Origin of the sequence: Promicromonospora sp. NPDC060271, from assembly GCF_042726755.1 — a bacterium.
In the GTDB taxonomy this organism is placed as follows: Bacteria; Actinomycetota; Actinomycetes; order Actinomycetales; family Cellulomonadaceae; genus Promicromonospora.
This window is the reverse complement of the sequence record NZ_JBHXBG010000018.1, coordinates 12,781-25,273: the sequence shown is the minus strand read 5'-3', so window position 1 is coordinate 25,273 and position 12,493 is coordinate 12,781. Positions and strand designations below refer to the sequence as shown.

At 72.6% G+C, this 12,493-nt stretch carries 13 protein-coding genes; 9 read left to right on the top strand and 4 right to left on the bottom strand.

Going from position 1 to position 12,493, the window contains the following annotated elements:
- Positions 1-23: 23 nt before the first annotated feature.
- On the top strand, positions 24-485 hold the full coding sequence (locus ACFWE2_RS04940) for a hypothetical protein (protein WP_377223098.1): 462 nt from the start codon (positions 24-26) through the stop codon (positions 483-485).
- A gap of 96 nt (positions 486-581) precedes the next feature.
- Positions 582-968 carry a VOC family protein gene (locus ACFWE2_RS04935; RefSeq protein ID WP_377223097.1) on the top strand — a complete coding sequence of 129 codons (387 nt, stop codon included), beginning with the start codon at positions 582-584 and terminating at the stop codon, positions 966-968.
- Here ACFWE2_RS04935 and ACFWE2_RS04930 read toward each other — a convergent pair.
- Positions 955-1,524, bottom strand: coding sequence for a TetR/AcrR family transcriptional regulator (locus ACFWE2_RS04930; RefSeq protein ID WP_377223096.1), 570 nt, complete (start codon positions 1,522-1,524; stop codon positions 955-957). The two genes, ACFWE2_RS04935 and ACFWE2_RS04930, sit on opposite strands and share 14 nt — an antisense overlap.
- Before the next feature lie 96 nt (positions 1,525-1,620).
- Between ACFWE2_RS04930 and ACFWE2_RS04925 the strand changes: the two genes are divergently transcribed.
- From ACFWE2_RS04925 to ACFWE2_RS04910, 4 genes are all read left to right on the top strand, one after another.
- Entirely contained in the window at positions 1,621-2,517 is an 897-nt protein-coding gene (locus ACFWE2_RS04925; protein WP_377223095.1) for an SDR family oxidoreductase, read from the top strand.
- Positions 2,518-2,557: 40 nt separating this feature from the next.
- The gene (locus tag ACFWE2_RS04920) at positions 2,558-3,463 is read left to right on the top strand and encodes an arginase family protein (RefSeq protein WP_377223094.1); all 906 of its coding nucleotides are present in this window, start codon (positions 2,558-2,560) and stop codon (positions 3,461-3,463) included.
- Positions 3,464-3,572: 109 nt separating this feature from the next.
- Entirely contained in the window at positions 3,573-4,256 is a 684-nt protein-coding gene (locus ACFWE2_RS04915; RefSeq protein ID WP_377223093.1) for a PAS and ANTAR domain-containing protein, read from the top strand.
- Between the two features lie 86 nt (positions 4,257-4,342).
- Entirely contained in the window at positions 4,343-8,200 is a 3,858-nt protein-coding gene (locus ACFWE2_RS04910; RefSeq protein WP_377223092.1) for a S8 family serine peptidase, read from the top strand.
- Here the strand turns inward: ACFWE2_RS04910 and ACFWE2_RS04905 are convergent.
- Positions 8,197-8,781: an iron transporter gene (locus ACFWE2_RS04905; RefSeq protein ID WP_377223091.1), complete on the bottom strand. Its 585-nt coding sequence runs from the start codon at positions 8,779-8,781 to the stop codon at positions 8,197-8,199. The two genes, ACFWE2_RS04910 and ACFWE2_RS04905, sit on opposite strands and share 4 nt — an antisense overlap.
- Before the next feature lie 77 nt (positions 8,782-8,858).
- Here ACFWE2_RS04905 and ACFWE2_RS04900 point away from each other — a divergent pair, with 77 nt between their 5' ends.
- Positions 8,859-9,791 carry an endonuclease/exonuclease/phosphatase family protein gene (locus tag ACFWE2_RS04900; protein ID WP_377223090.1) on the top strand — a complete coding sequence of 311 codons (933 nt, stop codon included), beginning with the start codon at positions 8,859-8,861 and terminating at the stop codon, positions 9,789-9,791.
- On the top strand, positions 9,791-9,985 hold the full coding sequence (locus ACFWE2_RS04895) for a CsbD family protein (RefSeq protein ID WP_377223089.1): 195 nt from the start codon (positions 9,791-9,793) through the stop codon (positions 9,983-9,985). Before ACFWE2_RS04900 ends, ACFWE2_RS04895 begins: the two co-directional genes overlap by 1 nt.
- A 33-nt stretch (positions 9,986-10,018) precedes the next feature.
- Here ACFWE2_RS04895 and ACFWE2_RS04890 read toward each other — a convergent pair whose 3' ends face one another.
- Positions 10,019-10,780, bottom strand: coding sequence for a DeoR/GlpR family DNA-binding transcription regulator (locus ACFWE2_RS04890; RefSeq protein ID WP_377223088.1), 762 nt, complete (start codon positions 10,778-10,780; stop codon positions 10,019-10,021).
- 30 nt (positions 10,781-10,810) lie between these two features.
- Between ACFWE2_RS04890 and ACFWE2_RS04885 the strand changes: the two genes are divergently transcribed.
- Entirely contained in the window at positions 10,811-11,971 is a 1,161-nt protein-coding gene (locus tag ACFWE2_RS04885; protein WP_377223087.1) for an MFS transporter, read from the top strand.
- A gap of 33 nt (positions 11,972-12,004) precedes the next feature.
- On the opposite strand, the gene ACFWE2_RS04880 is transcribed toward ACFWE2_RS04885, so the two are convergent.
- Positions 12,005-12,472 (bottom strand): hypothetical protein, encoded by a 468-nt coding sequence (locus ACFWE2_RS04880; RefSeq protein ID WP_377223086.1) that lies wholly within the window; start codon positions 12,470-12,472, stop codon positions 12,005-12,007.
- Positions 12,473-12,493 lie beyond the last annotated feature (21 nt).

Here is a 12,493-nt window from a genome sequence, read left to right as displayed (position 1 = left end):
GACGGCGGTGGTACTCCTGGGCCGTGCTCGAGCTGGAGCCGGAGCCTGACGGCATTCTTTTGCCGGCAGGTCGGCGGGCGCCGAACCGAGTTGCTGACGTGTACAGAAGAGAGGCTCCGACGATGCTGCGACCTGAAGTATCGCTGCACCTTCCACTGGTCTCGACCGGGGAAGTCGGACCGGACGGATACGAATACCCGTGGATCGAGAAGGTCGTCGAGTGGCTCCAAGAACACCCCGCCCGGAGCGGAACGTTCGAGTTCGATGACAGCGAGTCGGAGCCGACGGGGGACGACCCTGCGGGCGATTCATGGGAAGAGGTCTTTCTTCTCTACGACGTCGGCGACGAAGCCGCGGCTGTGGCCGTCGCCAAAGCGGCAGCCCTGCTACCAGGGGTCCCACGCGGCGGCTACATCGTGGTGAACTACGACCCCGAAACCACTGACACAAGAACTGGGAGACGCATCGAGGCCGAAGAGTGCTGATCGCTGCCTGTCATCCGGTGTGATCCGCGACCGACCGATGACTTCCGCCCCGCGCCGTCGTCGGCCATAGGGCTGTTCCAAGGAAAGGAACCCACCATGGTCACCATGCTCCGCAGCTTCAGCGGCTTCTCGGTCGACGACCTCGATGCCGCCCGCACCTTCTACCGCGACACCCTCGGCCTGCCCGTGCGGGACAACGCCATGGGCGCCCTCGAGTTCGACCTCACCGAGGGATCGTCCGTGTTCGTCTACCCCAAGGGGGAGGCCCACCAACCGGCGTCGTACACCGTGCTCAACCTCGTGGTGCCGAACATCGACGAGGCGGTGACGGAGCTGGAGGCGGCTGGGGTGAGCCTGATCCGTTACCCCGACTTCGACCAGGACGAACGCGGGATCGCCCGCAGCACCGACCCGTCTCAGGGCCCGACGATCGGCTGGATCGCGGACCCGGCGGGCAACGTCATCGCGCTCATCGAGGACTGACCAGGCCGCGGAGCTCGGCCAGCACCGCCCGCTCGATGTCCGCGATCGAACGTTCCTCGCCCTCCCGGATCCACTGGGCGAAGGACACGTTGAACACCGTGATCGCCGACTCGGCCGCCAGGGTCGCCGCCGGCTCCGGAACGCCCCGCGTCCGTAGCGCGTCGCCGATCGACGTCGCGAGCGTGGACAGCTTGTGCCGTTCGCGCTCCTGCAGCGCCGGGTACTGGTCGATCACCGACTGCCGCAGCCGGGAGCGGTCGCGCCGGTCGTCGGGGAAGAAGGCGGCCGCCGACTCCAGCGCCGTGCCGATGAGCTCCATCGGCGCCGTGCCGACCGGGGCGGCCGCCATCCCGTCGAGGAAGGCGTCGAGCAGCAGGTCCTGGCCCTGGAACAGCACCTCGCGCTTGTCGCTGAAGTGGCGGAAGAACGTCCGCTCGGTGAGGCCGACGGACTGTGCGATCTCCGCCGCTGTCGTCTGCTCGTAGCCGCGACGGGCGAAGAGCTCCAGCGCGGCCTCCTGAAGTCGCTCGCGCGTGCCGGGCTGCCATCGGACCATGCCCCCAAGTCTAGGTGATGACAGTCGCTGACATGGCGTGTACGGTGATGTCAGTGACTGACGACAGTCACTGACATCACTCGGAAGGGCACCATCATGCATGTCTTCGTCACCGGAGCATCCGGCTGGATCGGCTCCGCGGCGGTCGACGAGCTGCTCGCCGACGGACACTCCGTCACGGCCCTCGCGCGGTCCGACGCCGCGGCGTCAGCCCTCGAGGCGAAGGGCGTCCGCGTCCAGCGCGGAGACCTGGACGACCTCGACGGCCTGCGCCGTGGTGCGGACTCAGCAGACGCGGTGCTGCACCTCGCGAACAAGCACGACTTCACGAACCCGGCCGTGTCGAACGCGGCCGAGCGCGCCGCCGTGCAGACCTTCGGGGACACGCTGGCGGGCACGGACCGCCCGTTCCTTTTCGCCTCGGGCATCGCCGGCATGGCTCAGGGGCGGCCCGCCACCGAGCGCGACGCGTCCCCGCACCACGGCCCCGACTCGCCGCGCGGCGGCAGCGAGAACCTCGCGCTGGAGTTCGTCGACCGCGGTGTCCACGTGGTCAGCCTGCGGTTCGCTCCGACGGTGCACGGCGCGGGCGACCACGGGTTCATCGACGTCATCACGGCGGCCGCGAAGCGGCACGGCTTCTCGGGGTACCCGGGCGACGGCGCGAACCGGTGGGCGGCCGTGCACCGGTCCGACGCCGCACGGCTCGTCGCCCTCGCTCTGGCCAAGGCGCCCGCCGGGTCGCGGCTGCACGCCGTCGCCGAGGAGGGGGTGCCCACCCGCGAGATCGCCGAGGCGATCGGCCGGGCGCTCGACCTTCCGGCGGCCTCGGTGGCGCTCGACGACACGGCGAGCCACTTCGGCTGGATCGGCGGGTTCTTCGGTGCGGAGATGTCCGCGGTGAGCGGGGTCACCCGGGAGCTGCTGGGCTGGGCGCCGTCGGGACCGACGCTCGTCGAGGACATCGCCGCGGGTGCCTACATGTCGCAGTGATTACGCTGCGAGGGAGGTGACGCCGAGGGAGGTGAGGCTGATGAGGATCGAGCTGATCGACGTGCCCTTCGACGGTTTCGGCCGCGACGGCCGCCAGGCCCGGGCCGCCGCGGCGCTCCGAGACGCCGGGCTGGTCGGCGCACTGGCACCGCACACGGTCGAGGACAACGGCCCGCTGCGCCTGCCGGCGTTCGAGACCCGCCGCGGCCCGCAGACGGGACTTCTGAACGAGCCCGCGCTGCTGGCGATGACCGAGCAGCTCAACGAGCGTGTCGCCGCCGCCGTCTCCGGCGGGGCGTTTCCTGTGGTCGTCGGCGGGGACTGTGCGCTGCTGCTGGGCGTGGTCACCGCGCTGCGCGATGTGGTGGAGCGGCCGGGCCTGCTGTTCCTCGACGGCCACGAGGACACGATGCCCCTGGACGTCGTCGAGGACGGCGAGGCCGCGAACTGCGAGATCGGGCTGCTGCTCGGCGTGACCGGGCGGCTGCTCACCGGACCTCTCGCCCAGCGGCTGCCCGCCCTGGAGACCGACGGTCTGGCCATGCTCGGCCAGCGCGACGACCAGTGGCGGCGGCGGTTCAACGTCGGCTCGGTGTCCGACCTCGGCGTCTGGTCCCGCCCCCTGGGCCGGCTGCGCGACGACCCGGCGGAGGCCGCACGGGCCGCCACCACACACCTTCGAGCGCACACTGACCGGTGGTGGCTGCACGTCGACCTGGACGTCCTCGATCCCGAGGTATTCCCTGCCCAGGGGCTGCCCGACTACCCGGACGAGCCCGACGGCCTGGACCTCGCCCAGCTCACCGCGATCACCACCGAGGCGATCGGTGCGGGTGGCTGCGTGGGACTGAGCGCGGCGATCTACGACCCGGAACAGGACCCCGACGGCTCCTGCGCCGCGGCGACCGTCGACCTGGTCCGGGCGACCGTCCGGGCGCACCGGTGAGACCGACGCTGTTCACCCCTGTCGACGGACCCTCACCCGAGTAACCTTCCAGTATCGTTCGAAGATCGTTCGAAACCTCGGTTTCGGTGGCCCGTCCTGGAAGGCACCCGTGAGCTCTGCACAGATTCCCGGCGACGTCTCGCTCGGCAAGATCGAGCAGGCGCTCGACGGCGGCGACCGGCCGCCGGTGGGCCGTTACCGTCTCGACCTCGCGACCGGCGAGTGGGCGTGGTCCGACGAGGTGTACCGGATGCACGGCTTCGAGCCGGGCGAGATCGTGCCGACGACGCCGCTGATGCTGTCGCACAAGCATCCGGACGACCGCGGACGGGTGGACGGCGTCCTGCGGCGTGCCGCCGAGAGCGGGCAGACGTTCAGCTCGGTGCACCGCATCCTCGACGCCCAGGGCAGGACCCGGACACTTGCCGTCACCGGCCAGGGCAAGCGGGACCCCGCGACGGGCCAGGTGACCGAGCTGTTCGGCTACTTCATCGACGTCACCCACTCCCACCGCGCGGCCGCGGCGCGCGACGCGACCGCCTCGATCAAGGCCTCGGACGAGCGGCGGGCCGTGATCGAGCAGGCCAAGGGCGTGCTCATGGTGGTGTACGCCATCGAGGACACAGCGGCGTTCGACCTGCTGCGGGAGGCGTCCAACCGGGCCAACATCGCGGTGCGGGACATCGCGACGACGCTGGTGAACCTGTTCTTCGGGCCGGAGATCACCGACGTCCCGACCCGCGAGGCGATAGAGAAGTTCCTGGCCGACCCCCGGCCCAGGCTGGACGAGTGATCTCACCCCAGCGATACCCAACTGATCCCGGTCGTGGCGCGTCATAGCAGGTAGAGGCGTCTCTCACCGCAGATCGGGGTTCAGTGATGAAGGCTCGTGCACGTCGGACGGCCAGGCACGGCCGTCGGACCATCAGCAAGATCGTCGTCGCGGCGGCGACGGCCGTTGCCCTCGTGGCGACGTCGGGCGCGGCGCTCGCGCCCGGCGACGACGCCGCGCCGGAACGGCCGACGCCGCCGGAGCGGCCCACCACGACGGTCGTCACCCTGATCACCGGCGACCAGGTAGCCGTCACCGAGCGGGACGGCGAGGACCTCGTGCGCATCCTGCCCGCCGAGCGCCCCGACGGCGCGCCGGTCGCGTTCCACGAGGTGGCCGGCGCGGAGCGGCACCTCGTCATCCCGACCGACGTCCTCCCGCTCGTCCCGGACACGCTCGATAGGGACCTGTTCGACGTCAAGCAGCTCGTCGCCGACGGCCGCACGAAGGACCTGCCGGTCATCATCCAGACCCGGAGCCGCGCTGACGGCCGCGCGGCGCGGCCCGACTGGGCGGCGCTCGGCGTCGACACGGAGCGCACGCTGGAGTCCATCGGCGCGGTGGCCGGAGACCTGGAGACGACGGCGGGACCCGGCGAGCCTGCGTCGTCCTGGGCGCTGCTCCGCGCGCTGGGCGCCCGGGGCACAGGTCCCGGCGCCAAGGCCGCGCCGTCGGCCAGCGGGATCGCCAAGGTGTGGCTGGACCGCCGGGTCGAGCCGCAGGACGCCGACTCGACGCCGCAGATCGGCGCCCCGCAGGCCTGGGCGGCCGGGCACACCGGCGAGGGCGTGTCGGTGGGCGTCGTGGACTCCGGCGTCGACGACGCCCACCCCGACCTGGACGACGGCGTCGTCGCGGCCGCGCGGGACTTCACCGGCTCCGGCGAGGACCCGGACAGCACCACCGACGAGGTCGGGCACGGCACGCACGTCGCCTCGATCATCGCCGGCTCGGGCGAGGCGTCGGACGGCGTCAACCGCGGCGTGGCACACGGCGCACGCGTCCTGGACGCCAAGGTGCTCACGTCCGACGGCGGCGACACGTCCTGGGTGATCGACGGCATGGAGTGGGCCGCCGAACAGGGCGCCGACATCCTCAACCTCTCGCTCGGCCAGCGCGGCAACTACACGGACGGCACCGACCCGGCGTCGCTCGCCGTGGACGCCCTGAGCGAGCAGTACGGCCTGCTCGCCGTCGCCGCGGCGGGCAACGAGGGACCGGAGCCGGGCACGATCCCCACGTTCGGCACCGCGTCGAGCGCGCTCACGGTCGCCGCCGTCGGCGACGACGACCGGGTCGCCGGCTTCTCCAGCGTCGGACCCCGGGCCGACGGCGCCCTCAAGCCCGACATCGCGGCGCCCGGCGTCGGCATCGTGGCGGCACGCGCCGAGGGCACCACGCTCGACGAACCGGTCGACGACCTGCACGTCGCTGCCAGCGGCACCTCGATGGCGGCGCCGCACGTCGCGGGCGCCGCCGCCGTCCTGCAGTCCGCACGCCCCGACCTCACCGGGCAGGAGCTCAAGGACGTGCTCATGGCGTCGACCCAGCACACGCGGCCGAACTCGGTCTGGCAGGAGGGCACCGGCCGGGTCTGGATCCCGCGCGCCCTGCAGCAGAGCGTCACGTCCGACCCGCCGTCCCTCTCGTTCGGCATCCAGCGGTACCCGCAGGACGAGGCGGAGCCGATGACCCGCACCGTCACCTACCGCAACCCCGGTACGGCCGCGGTGCAGCTCGGCCTGACGCTCGCGGTGCGGGACGCGGCGGGCGAGCCCGCCCCGGACGGCACGGTCACGGCGTCGGCGACGAGCCTGACGGTCCCGGCCGGCGGCACCGCGAGCGTCGACCTCACCCTCGACCCGGCCGCGGCACAGCCGGGCGCGTACGGCGGCGGTCTGGTCGCGCGGGCCCCTGGCGGCGTCCAGGTGCGCACCGCCGTCGGGTTCGTCAACGAGAGCGAGAAGTACGACCTGACGATCCGGGCCACCGACGTCGACGGCTCACCCGCGACGTCGGACGACCACCTGGTGCTGCAGAACGCGGCGGACCCGTGGGACCCGCTGTGGGTCGAGCCGCGGTTCACCGACGGCGTGGCCACCGTGCGGGTCGACCCCGGCTCGTACTACGTCGCGGGATTCTTCGAGGCGCGCGACGAGGGCTCGTCCTGGCCCACCGCCGTCACGGCGATGTCCGACCCGCTGGTGCGGGTGGACGGCAGCACGACCATCGAGCTCGACGCGCGCGACGCCCGCCCCCTGGACGTCCGCACGCACCGCGCGGCGGACGACGCCGGCAAGAAGCTCCTCTTCTACCGGCTCGTGGACGGTGAGTACAACAGCACGGTCGGCGCCGACTACGGCGGGTATGCCGACGACGTGGCGGCGCCCGACTTCTACGTGCTGCCGACCGAACGGGTGGGCGAGGGGATCGAGTTCGAGTTCGTGTCCGCCACCCAGCAGCGTCAGCCCGTGCTCCAGCTCACCGCCGACGGCGGTACGGGCGACGTGCCCGCCACCGCCGTACCCGGGTCGGCGCCGGTGACCGGCACGAAGCAGGTGCGCCTCGTCGACGCGGGCAACGGGTCCGCGGCGGAGCTGGCCGCCGCAGGCGCACGCGGCCGGTTCGCGCTGGTGAACCAGGGCGACGTCGCGGCACAGGCGGTCGCCGCGGCGGCCGCCGGCGCGGCGGGCCTGCTGGTCCGCAGCGACGGCCTCGGCGCGGTTCCAGGAGTGGGCGACGGCGCACGCATCCCGGTGCTCGCCACCGACCGGGACACCGGTGACCGGTTGCGCGACGAGCTGGGCAGCCGCACGGTGCGGCTGCGCGTCGTCGGCCGTGACCAGGCGGCCTACACCTACGACACGGTGGTCGAGCGGGAGGGGCAGGTGCCCGACGAGGACCTCACCCTGCGCGCCGGGCCGCGCAACCTCGCGACGCTCGACATGGACTACCGCGCGCTGGGCGCCGAGGGACAGGTCCAGGTCACGCCCGTCATCGAGCGGGCCGGACGGCAGGCGATCTTCGGTCTCATGAACCAGCTCACCGCCCCGCTGGACCGTACCGAGTACGTGACCGCCGCCGAGGGCGTGCGCTGGTACCACGAGGTGATGCCTCGGCACAGCGACGCACTGCTGGCGAGCGGGTTCGCGTCGGAGATCCGCGAGTTCGAGCCGGGGGACACGGCGAGCGAGGTCTGGCTCGCCCAGGTGCACCACGGCGGGTTCACGCCGCCGGGCGTCGCCGGGTACGGCGAGACGGGCATGGCGTCCGCCGTCCGCGACTGGGACACGTTCTCGTTCGAGCTGCCGTTCTGGGTCGACGACGCGGGGCACTCGATGCCGTTCGCCCTGACGTGGGAGGAGGAGGCCGAGGTCCGGTTCCGGCTCTGGCGGGACGGCAAGCTGGTGTTCGAGAACGACCACACCTCCGGGTACGTCTTCGACCTGCCGGCGGAGCCGAAGCGGTACCGGATGCGGGCCGACGTCGCGCGGTCCACGCCGTGGTGGCCGCTGTCCACGCGCGTGGCGACCGAGTGGCGGTTCACGTCGGCCTTCGAGGACGACCGCGTGGTGCTGCCGCTGCTGCAGATCGACTACGGGGTGTCCCTCGACGACCGCAACCAGGGCGACCTCCGCGAGGTGCTCCGCCTGTCGGCCGCCCAGCAGGCCGGCTCCACGCCGTCGGCGGTCCAGGAGATGAAGCTCTGGGCTTCGGCCGACGACGGGAAGACCTGGAAGCCGGTGGCAGTCACGGACGGCGACGGCCCGGACGAGTTCACCGCGGCCGTGCGGGTGCCGCGCGGCACCGAGTACGTCTCGTTGCGGGCCGAGGCGCGGGACGCGGCAGGCTCGACGGTCCGGGAGACGGTCATCCGGGCGTACGCCGTCGGCGGCCAGAGCTAGCCGTCGGCTCCCGGCGGGTCGACGGGCTCTGCGCCGCGCTCGATGCGCACGCCGGTGAACTCGACGTCGACGGGTTCGGCGAAACGCCGTCCGTTGATCTCGTCGTGCCGCATGAAGGTCGGCGGGTCCACGTGCACACGCAGCGTGTACCCGCCGTCCTCCGGGAGGTCCCAGTTGCGCGCGTAGTGGTAGAGCATCGGGTGCCAGACCAGCTCCTGCGGGTACGGCCCGAGCTCCTGCCCGCCCGGCGTCACCAGCGTCGCGGTCACGTCCAGGCCGGGCACGAAGCGCCCGTCGGCCGCGTCGCACACGACGATCTCCACGTGCGCGTTGGTGTCGCCGGGGTTGTGCCACACCAGCTCGCCGTCCTCGAGGTGGTACATGCCCTCGGCGTCCTCGATGGCGTAGCCGACCAGGTAGTCGCCGACCTGCTGGGTGCCACCGGCCTTGGCGACGTCCTGCGCCATGTGGTCGAGCGCCTTCCGGTAGGCATCTCCCTGCTCGACGGCGAGCCGGAGCTGGCGCTCGTCGGCCTCCGACGAGCCGGGATCCATGGGCGGGGTGGCTGGTGCGGTGGTCATCCGGGCCTCCTCAACGACGGTTCTCCGATGCTCCACCGTCGGGCGTGGCCTCGCACCTGGGAAGTTATCGTGACGGGATGACGGCGCACCGAGCGGCCGACGGCCGACCGATCCTGCGGCTCTACAACCACAACGTCCTCGGCAGACGGGCCGGCTGGGACGCGCGGCGGCGCGTGCTGCGGCACATCGTCAGCAGCGCCGCCCCCGACGTCGTGCTGTTCTCCGAGGAGATCGTCACCGACGAGTACGACCAGACAGCCGATCTCGTCGGCGCCGGGTACGAGGTGGTGCACTCGCGGGCTCGCTCCGACGACGAGCGCAGCGGCATCTCGGTGGCCAGCCGGTGGCCGGTCCTGGACCACCGCGAGCTCGACCTGATGGCCGACGGGCCGCCGGTCTACGAGTTCCGGTGGGCCGCGCTGCTGGTCGACATCGACGCGCCGGAACCTTTCGGGCGCATGCTGGTAGTCAACCACTTCCCGGAGGCGGCGGCGCCGCGCGAGGTCGACCGGGAACGGCAGGCGGTGCTGGTGGCGCGCGCGGTGGAGGACCTGGTCGGCGACGACGACCGCCTCGTCGTCCTCGGCGGCGACCTGGACGCCGACCCGGACGCGGCGAGCCTGCGGTTCCTCACCGGGAAGCAGTCCCTCGACGGGTGGAGCGTGTGCTACCGCGATGCCTGGGAGGTGGCGCATCCCGGTCAGCCGGGCTGGACCCTCGACCCGGCCAACGCGATCGTCAGCGCGACGATGCCGGGCTGGCCGTACCGGCGGATCGACCACCTGCTGGTCCGTTGCGGTTCGACGGGTATGCCGCCGGTCGACGTCGTGGCGTGCGACCGGGTGGGCGTCGAGGCCGTGGACGGCGTCTGGGCCAGCGACCACGCGGGCCTGATGACCGATCTCGCGCCCTACCCCGAACGACGTGATCTCGAACGGCGTGATCCCGAACCGCGTGCGAGCGGGACGGGTTCGGGTGAACCTGGAGGGACCGAGAGAAGGGTGAGCTGATGAGCGCCGGAGACAAGGTCCAGAACGCAGCCGAGAAGGCGGCGGGCAAGGCGAAGGAGGCCGTCGGGGACGCCACGGACAACGAGGAGCTCGTTGCCGAGGGCCGGACCGACCAGACCAAGGCGGACCTGAAGGACGCGGGGGAGAACATCAAGGACGCCGCGCAGGACGCCAAGGACGCCTTCGACAGATAGACGCCCGCTCGCCGAGCCGGGCGGCCCCACCGGTCACGCGTCCTGGTCGATCACCTCGACGCCCGCCGCCGCGACCCACAGGCGGTCGTCGGGCGAGAGCCCGCTCGTGACCAGGGTGTCGATGCGATCGGTCGGGCACGCGGTGAACGACGCCGAGATGCCGAACTTGTCCGGCGTCGTCACCGCGACGGCCCGGTGCGCCGAGGCCAGGATCGCCTTCTTGATCTCGGCGTCGTGCATCGAGGTGGCCGTGAGACCGGTGGGCTCGTCCCAGGCGCAGACGCCGACGATCGCGAGGTCGGCGCGGAACTCGAGCACCTCGCGGACGGCCCGGTGCCCCACCCAGGCCAGCTCCTCCGCGTCGAGCTCGCCGCCGGGCGTGATGATCCGCACTCCCGGGCACTCACCGAGCGCCGCGGCGGCATGCACCGAGAGGGCCAGGACGGTGAGGTCGCGGCCGGCCAGGGCCTGCGCCACGGCGGTACAGGTCGTGCCGGTGTCGATGATGACGCTCGACCCGTCAGGCACCAGGTCCGCCGTCGCGGCCGCGATCGCCTGCTTCTGCCCGGCCTGGGCGTCGAGACGGACGGCGAACGGCAACCGCGTGCCTCGCGCGGGCGAGCTCACCGCACCGCCGTGCGTGCGCCGGACCACCCCCTGACGCTCGAGCTCGGCCAGGTCGCGCCGGATCGTCATGAGCGAGGCCCCCGTCGCCCGTGACAGGTCGACGACGCGCGCGCCGCTGGGCGACCGCACGGCGTTGATGATCGTTTTGAGCCGGATCGAACGTTGCACGTGTTCGATTGCAGCGCAAGAGTGCCGCGTATGCAACCACGTTCCCCTCAGCGTCGCGCCCGCGTAGCGACGATGATCGCGTTCGCCACCAACGGCGCCCTGCCGGCGACCCTGCTCGCCCGCTACGCCGAGGTCAAGGACCTGCTCGGCCTCGACTCGGCCGTGTTCGGGCTCCTCGTCGTGGGCTTCGTCCTCGGTGCCGTGTGCGCGTTCCACCTGCCGGGCGCGATCCTGCGGCGTATCGGCAGCCGGTGGACGGCGTCGGTGGGGACCGCGTGGATCACGCTCGCGCTGGTGCTCGCCGCCACCGGCGTCGTCCTGGGGAACCCGTGGGTGTTCCTGGCCGGGCTCGTGCTGAGCGGGTTCGGCGATGCCGTGGTCGACGTCGCGCAGAACGCCCACGGCCTGCGCGTGCAGGAGGCGTACGGGCGCTCGCTGCTCTCCTCGATGCACGCGGGCTGGAGCATCGGCGCCGCGGCCGGCGGCCTGGTCGGCACGGCGGCCGCCTCGGCCGGGGTGCCCCTGGTGGTCCACGTGGGCGCGTGGGGACTGCTCTGCACCGTCGTGATGACGTGGTCCGCGCGGGCCTTCCTGCCCGACCGGCCGGCGGGCACCGACGACGAGCAGGGCGCCGGCCGGGTCGGGTGGCACGCGGCCTGGCTGCTGGCGCCGCTCGCGCTCGTCGCGCTCGCGGGAATCACGGTCGAGGACATCGGCAACAACTGGTCCGCCGTGCTCCTGGCCACCGAACGAGACGTTCCCGTCGCGGCCGCCGGGATCGGCCTGAGCGTCCTCCTCGGCGCGCAGTTCGCGGGCCGGCTGCTCGGGGACCGGTTCATCGACCTGGTCGGCAACCGGCCGGCCCTGGTCACCAGCCTGGGTCTGATCGCGGCGGGCCTGCTGCTCGCCGCCTGGGCGCCCGGGCTCGTGCTGACCCTGGCCGGTCTGGCGCTGGCCGGGCTGGGCTGCGCGATCACCGTCCCGCTGGCCTTCGCGGGGGCCGACGCCCTGCGTGGCCTCCGCCCGCACGCCGGGGTGACGTGGATCAGCTGGGTCATGCGCGCCGCGAGCATCGGGCTGAGCCCCGCGATCGGCGCGATCGCCATGGTCGCCTCGCTGCCGCTCGCCATGTCGCTGGTCTCGCTGCTCGCGATTCTCGCCCTCGCGACCCAGACACCGCGGTCGCGGTGACGGTGCCCGCAAGGCCCGCGGCCTCGTGCCTGCTCAGTGGCTGGGGGACCGCTGGGCCGTGCGGGACCGGGAGCGGGTGCCAGCCCCGTTCGAGACACCGTTGCTCGCGCTGGAACCCGCACCCGCGTCCCACTGCCGTGCGATGCCGAGGCGGCGCAGGTGCTCGCCGGTCACCGTGGCGCCGTCCGGCCCTATCCAGTGCTCGGCGCCGAACCGTTCGTCGGTCGCGGCGTCCCAGCGGCGCATGAACGGCGTGCCGTTGTCCGTGATGACCACCGACCCGTAGCTCGTCGGGAGCGGCAGGGCGGGGAGGTGGATGAGGGTGTAGACCTCCGCGAGATCCGCCGGCCCGACGGAGGACACGCTGTACCAGTTGCCGTCCACGTCACGCTGGACCGCGTACCCGCTGGCGTCCAGCGCGACGCTGAGGTGCGGCAGGTCGGCCGCGAGAAGCTCCTGGCTGGTCTGGTAGACGGTGCCGACCTGGGCTACCTGGCTCATCGGGTAGGTCTCCTTGGCGTC

Bases quoted from the DNA above. Each gene is read 5' to 3' on its own strand.
- ACFWE2_RS04935 (WP_377223097.1), top strand. From the start codon at position 582: ATGGTCACCATGCTCCGCAGCTTCAGCGGCTTCTCGGTCGACGACCTC.
- ACFWE2_RS04930 (WP_377223096.1), bottom strand. From the start codon at position 1,524: ATGGTCCGATGGCAGCCCGGCACGCGCGAGCGACTTCAGGAGGCCGCG.
- ACFWE2_RS04925 (WP_377223095.1), top strand. From the start codon at position 1,621: ATGCATGTCTTCGTCACCGGAGCATCCGGCTGGATCGGCTCCGCGGCG.
- ACFWE2_RS04920 (WP_377223094.1), top strand. From the start codon at position 2,558: ATGAGGATCGAGCTGATCGACGTGCCCTTCGACGGTTTCGGCCGCGAC.
- ACFWE2_RS04910 (WP_377223092.1), top strand. From the start codon at position 4,343: ATGAAGGCTCGTGCACGTCGGACGGCCAGGCACGGCCGTCGGACCATC.
- ACFWE2_RS04905 (WP_377223091.1), bottom strand. From the start codon at position 8,781: ATGACCACCGCACCAGCCACCCCGCCCATGGATCCCGGCTCGTCGGAG.
- ACFWE2_RS04900 (WP_377223090.1), top strand. From the start codon at position 8,859: ATGACGGCGCACCGAGCGGCCGACGGCCGACCGATCCTGCGGCTCTAC.
- ACFWE2_RS04895 (WP_377223089.1), top strand. From the start codon at position 9,791: ATGAGCGCCGGAGACAAGGTCCAGAACGCAGCCGAGAAGGCGGCGGGC.
- ACFWE2_RS04885 (WP_377223087.1), top strand. From the start codon at position 10,811: ATGCAACCACGTTCCCCTCAGCGTCGCGCCCGCGTAGCGACGATGATC.
- ACFWE2_RS04880 (WP_377223086.1), bottom strand. From the start codon at position 12,472: ATGAGCCAGGTAGCCCAGGTCGGCACCGTCTACCAGACCAGCCAGGAG.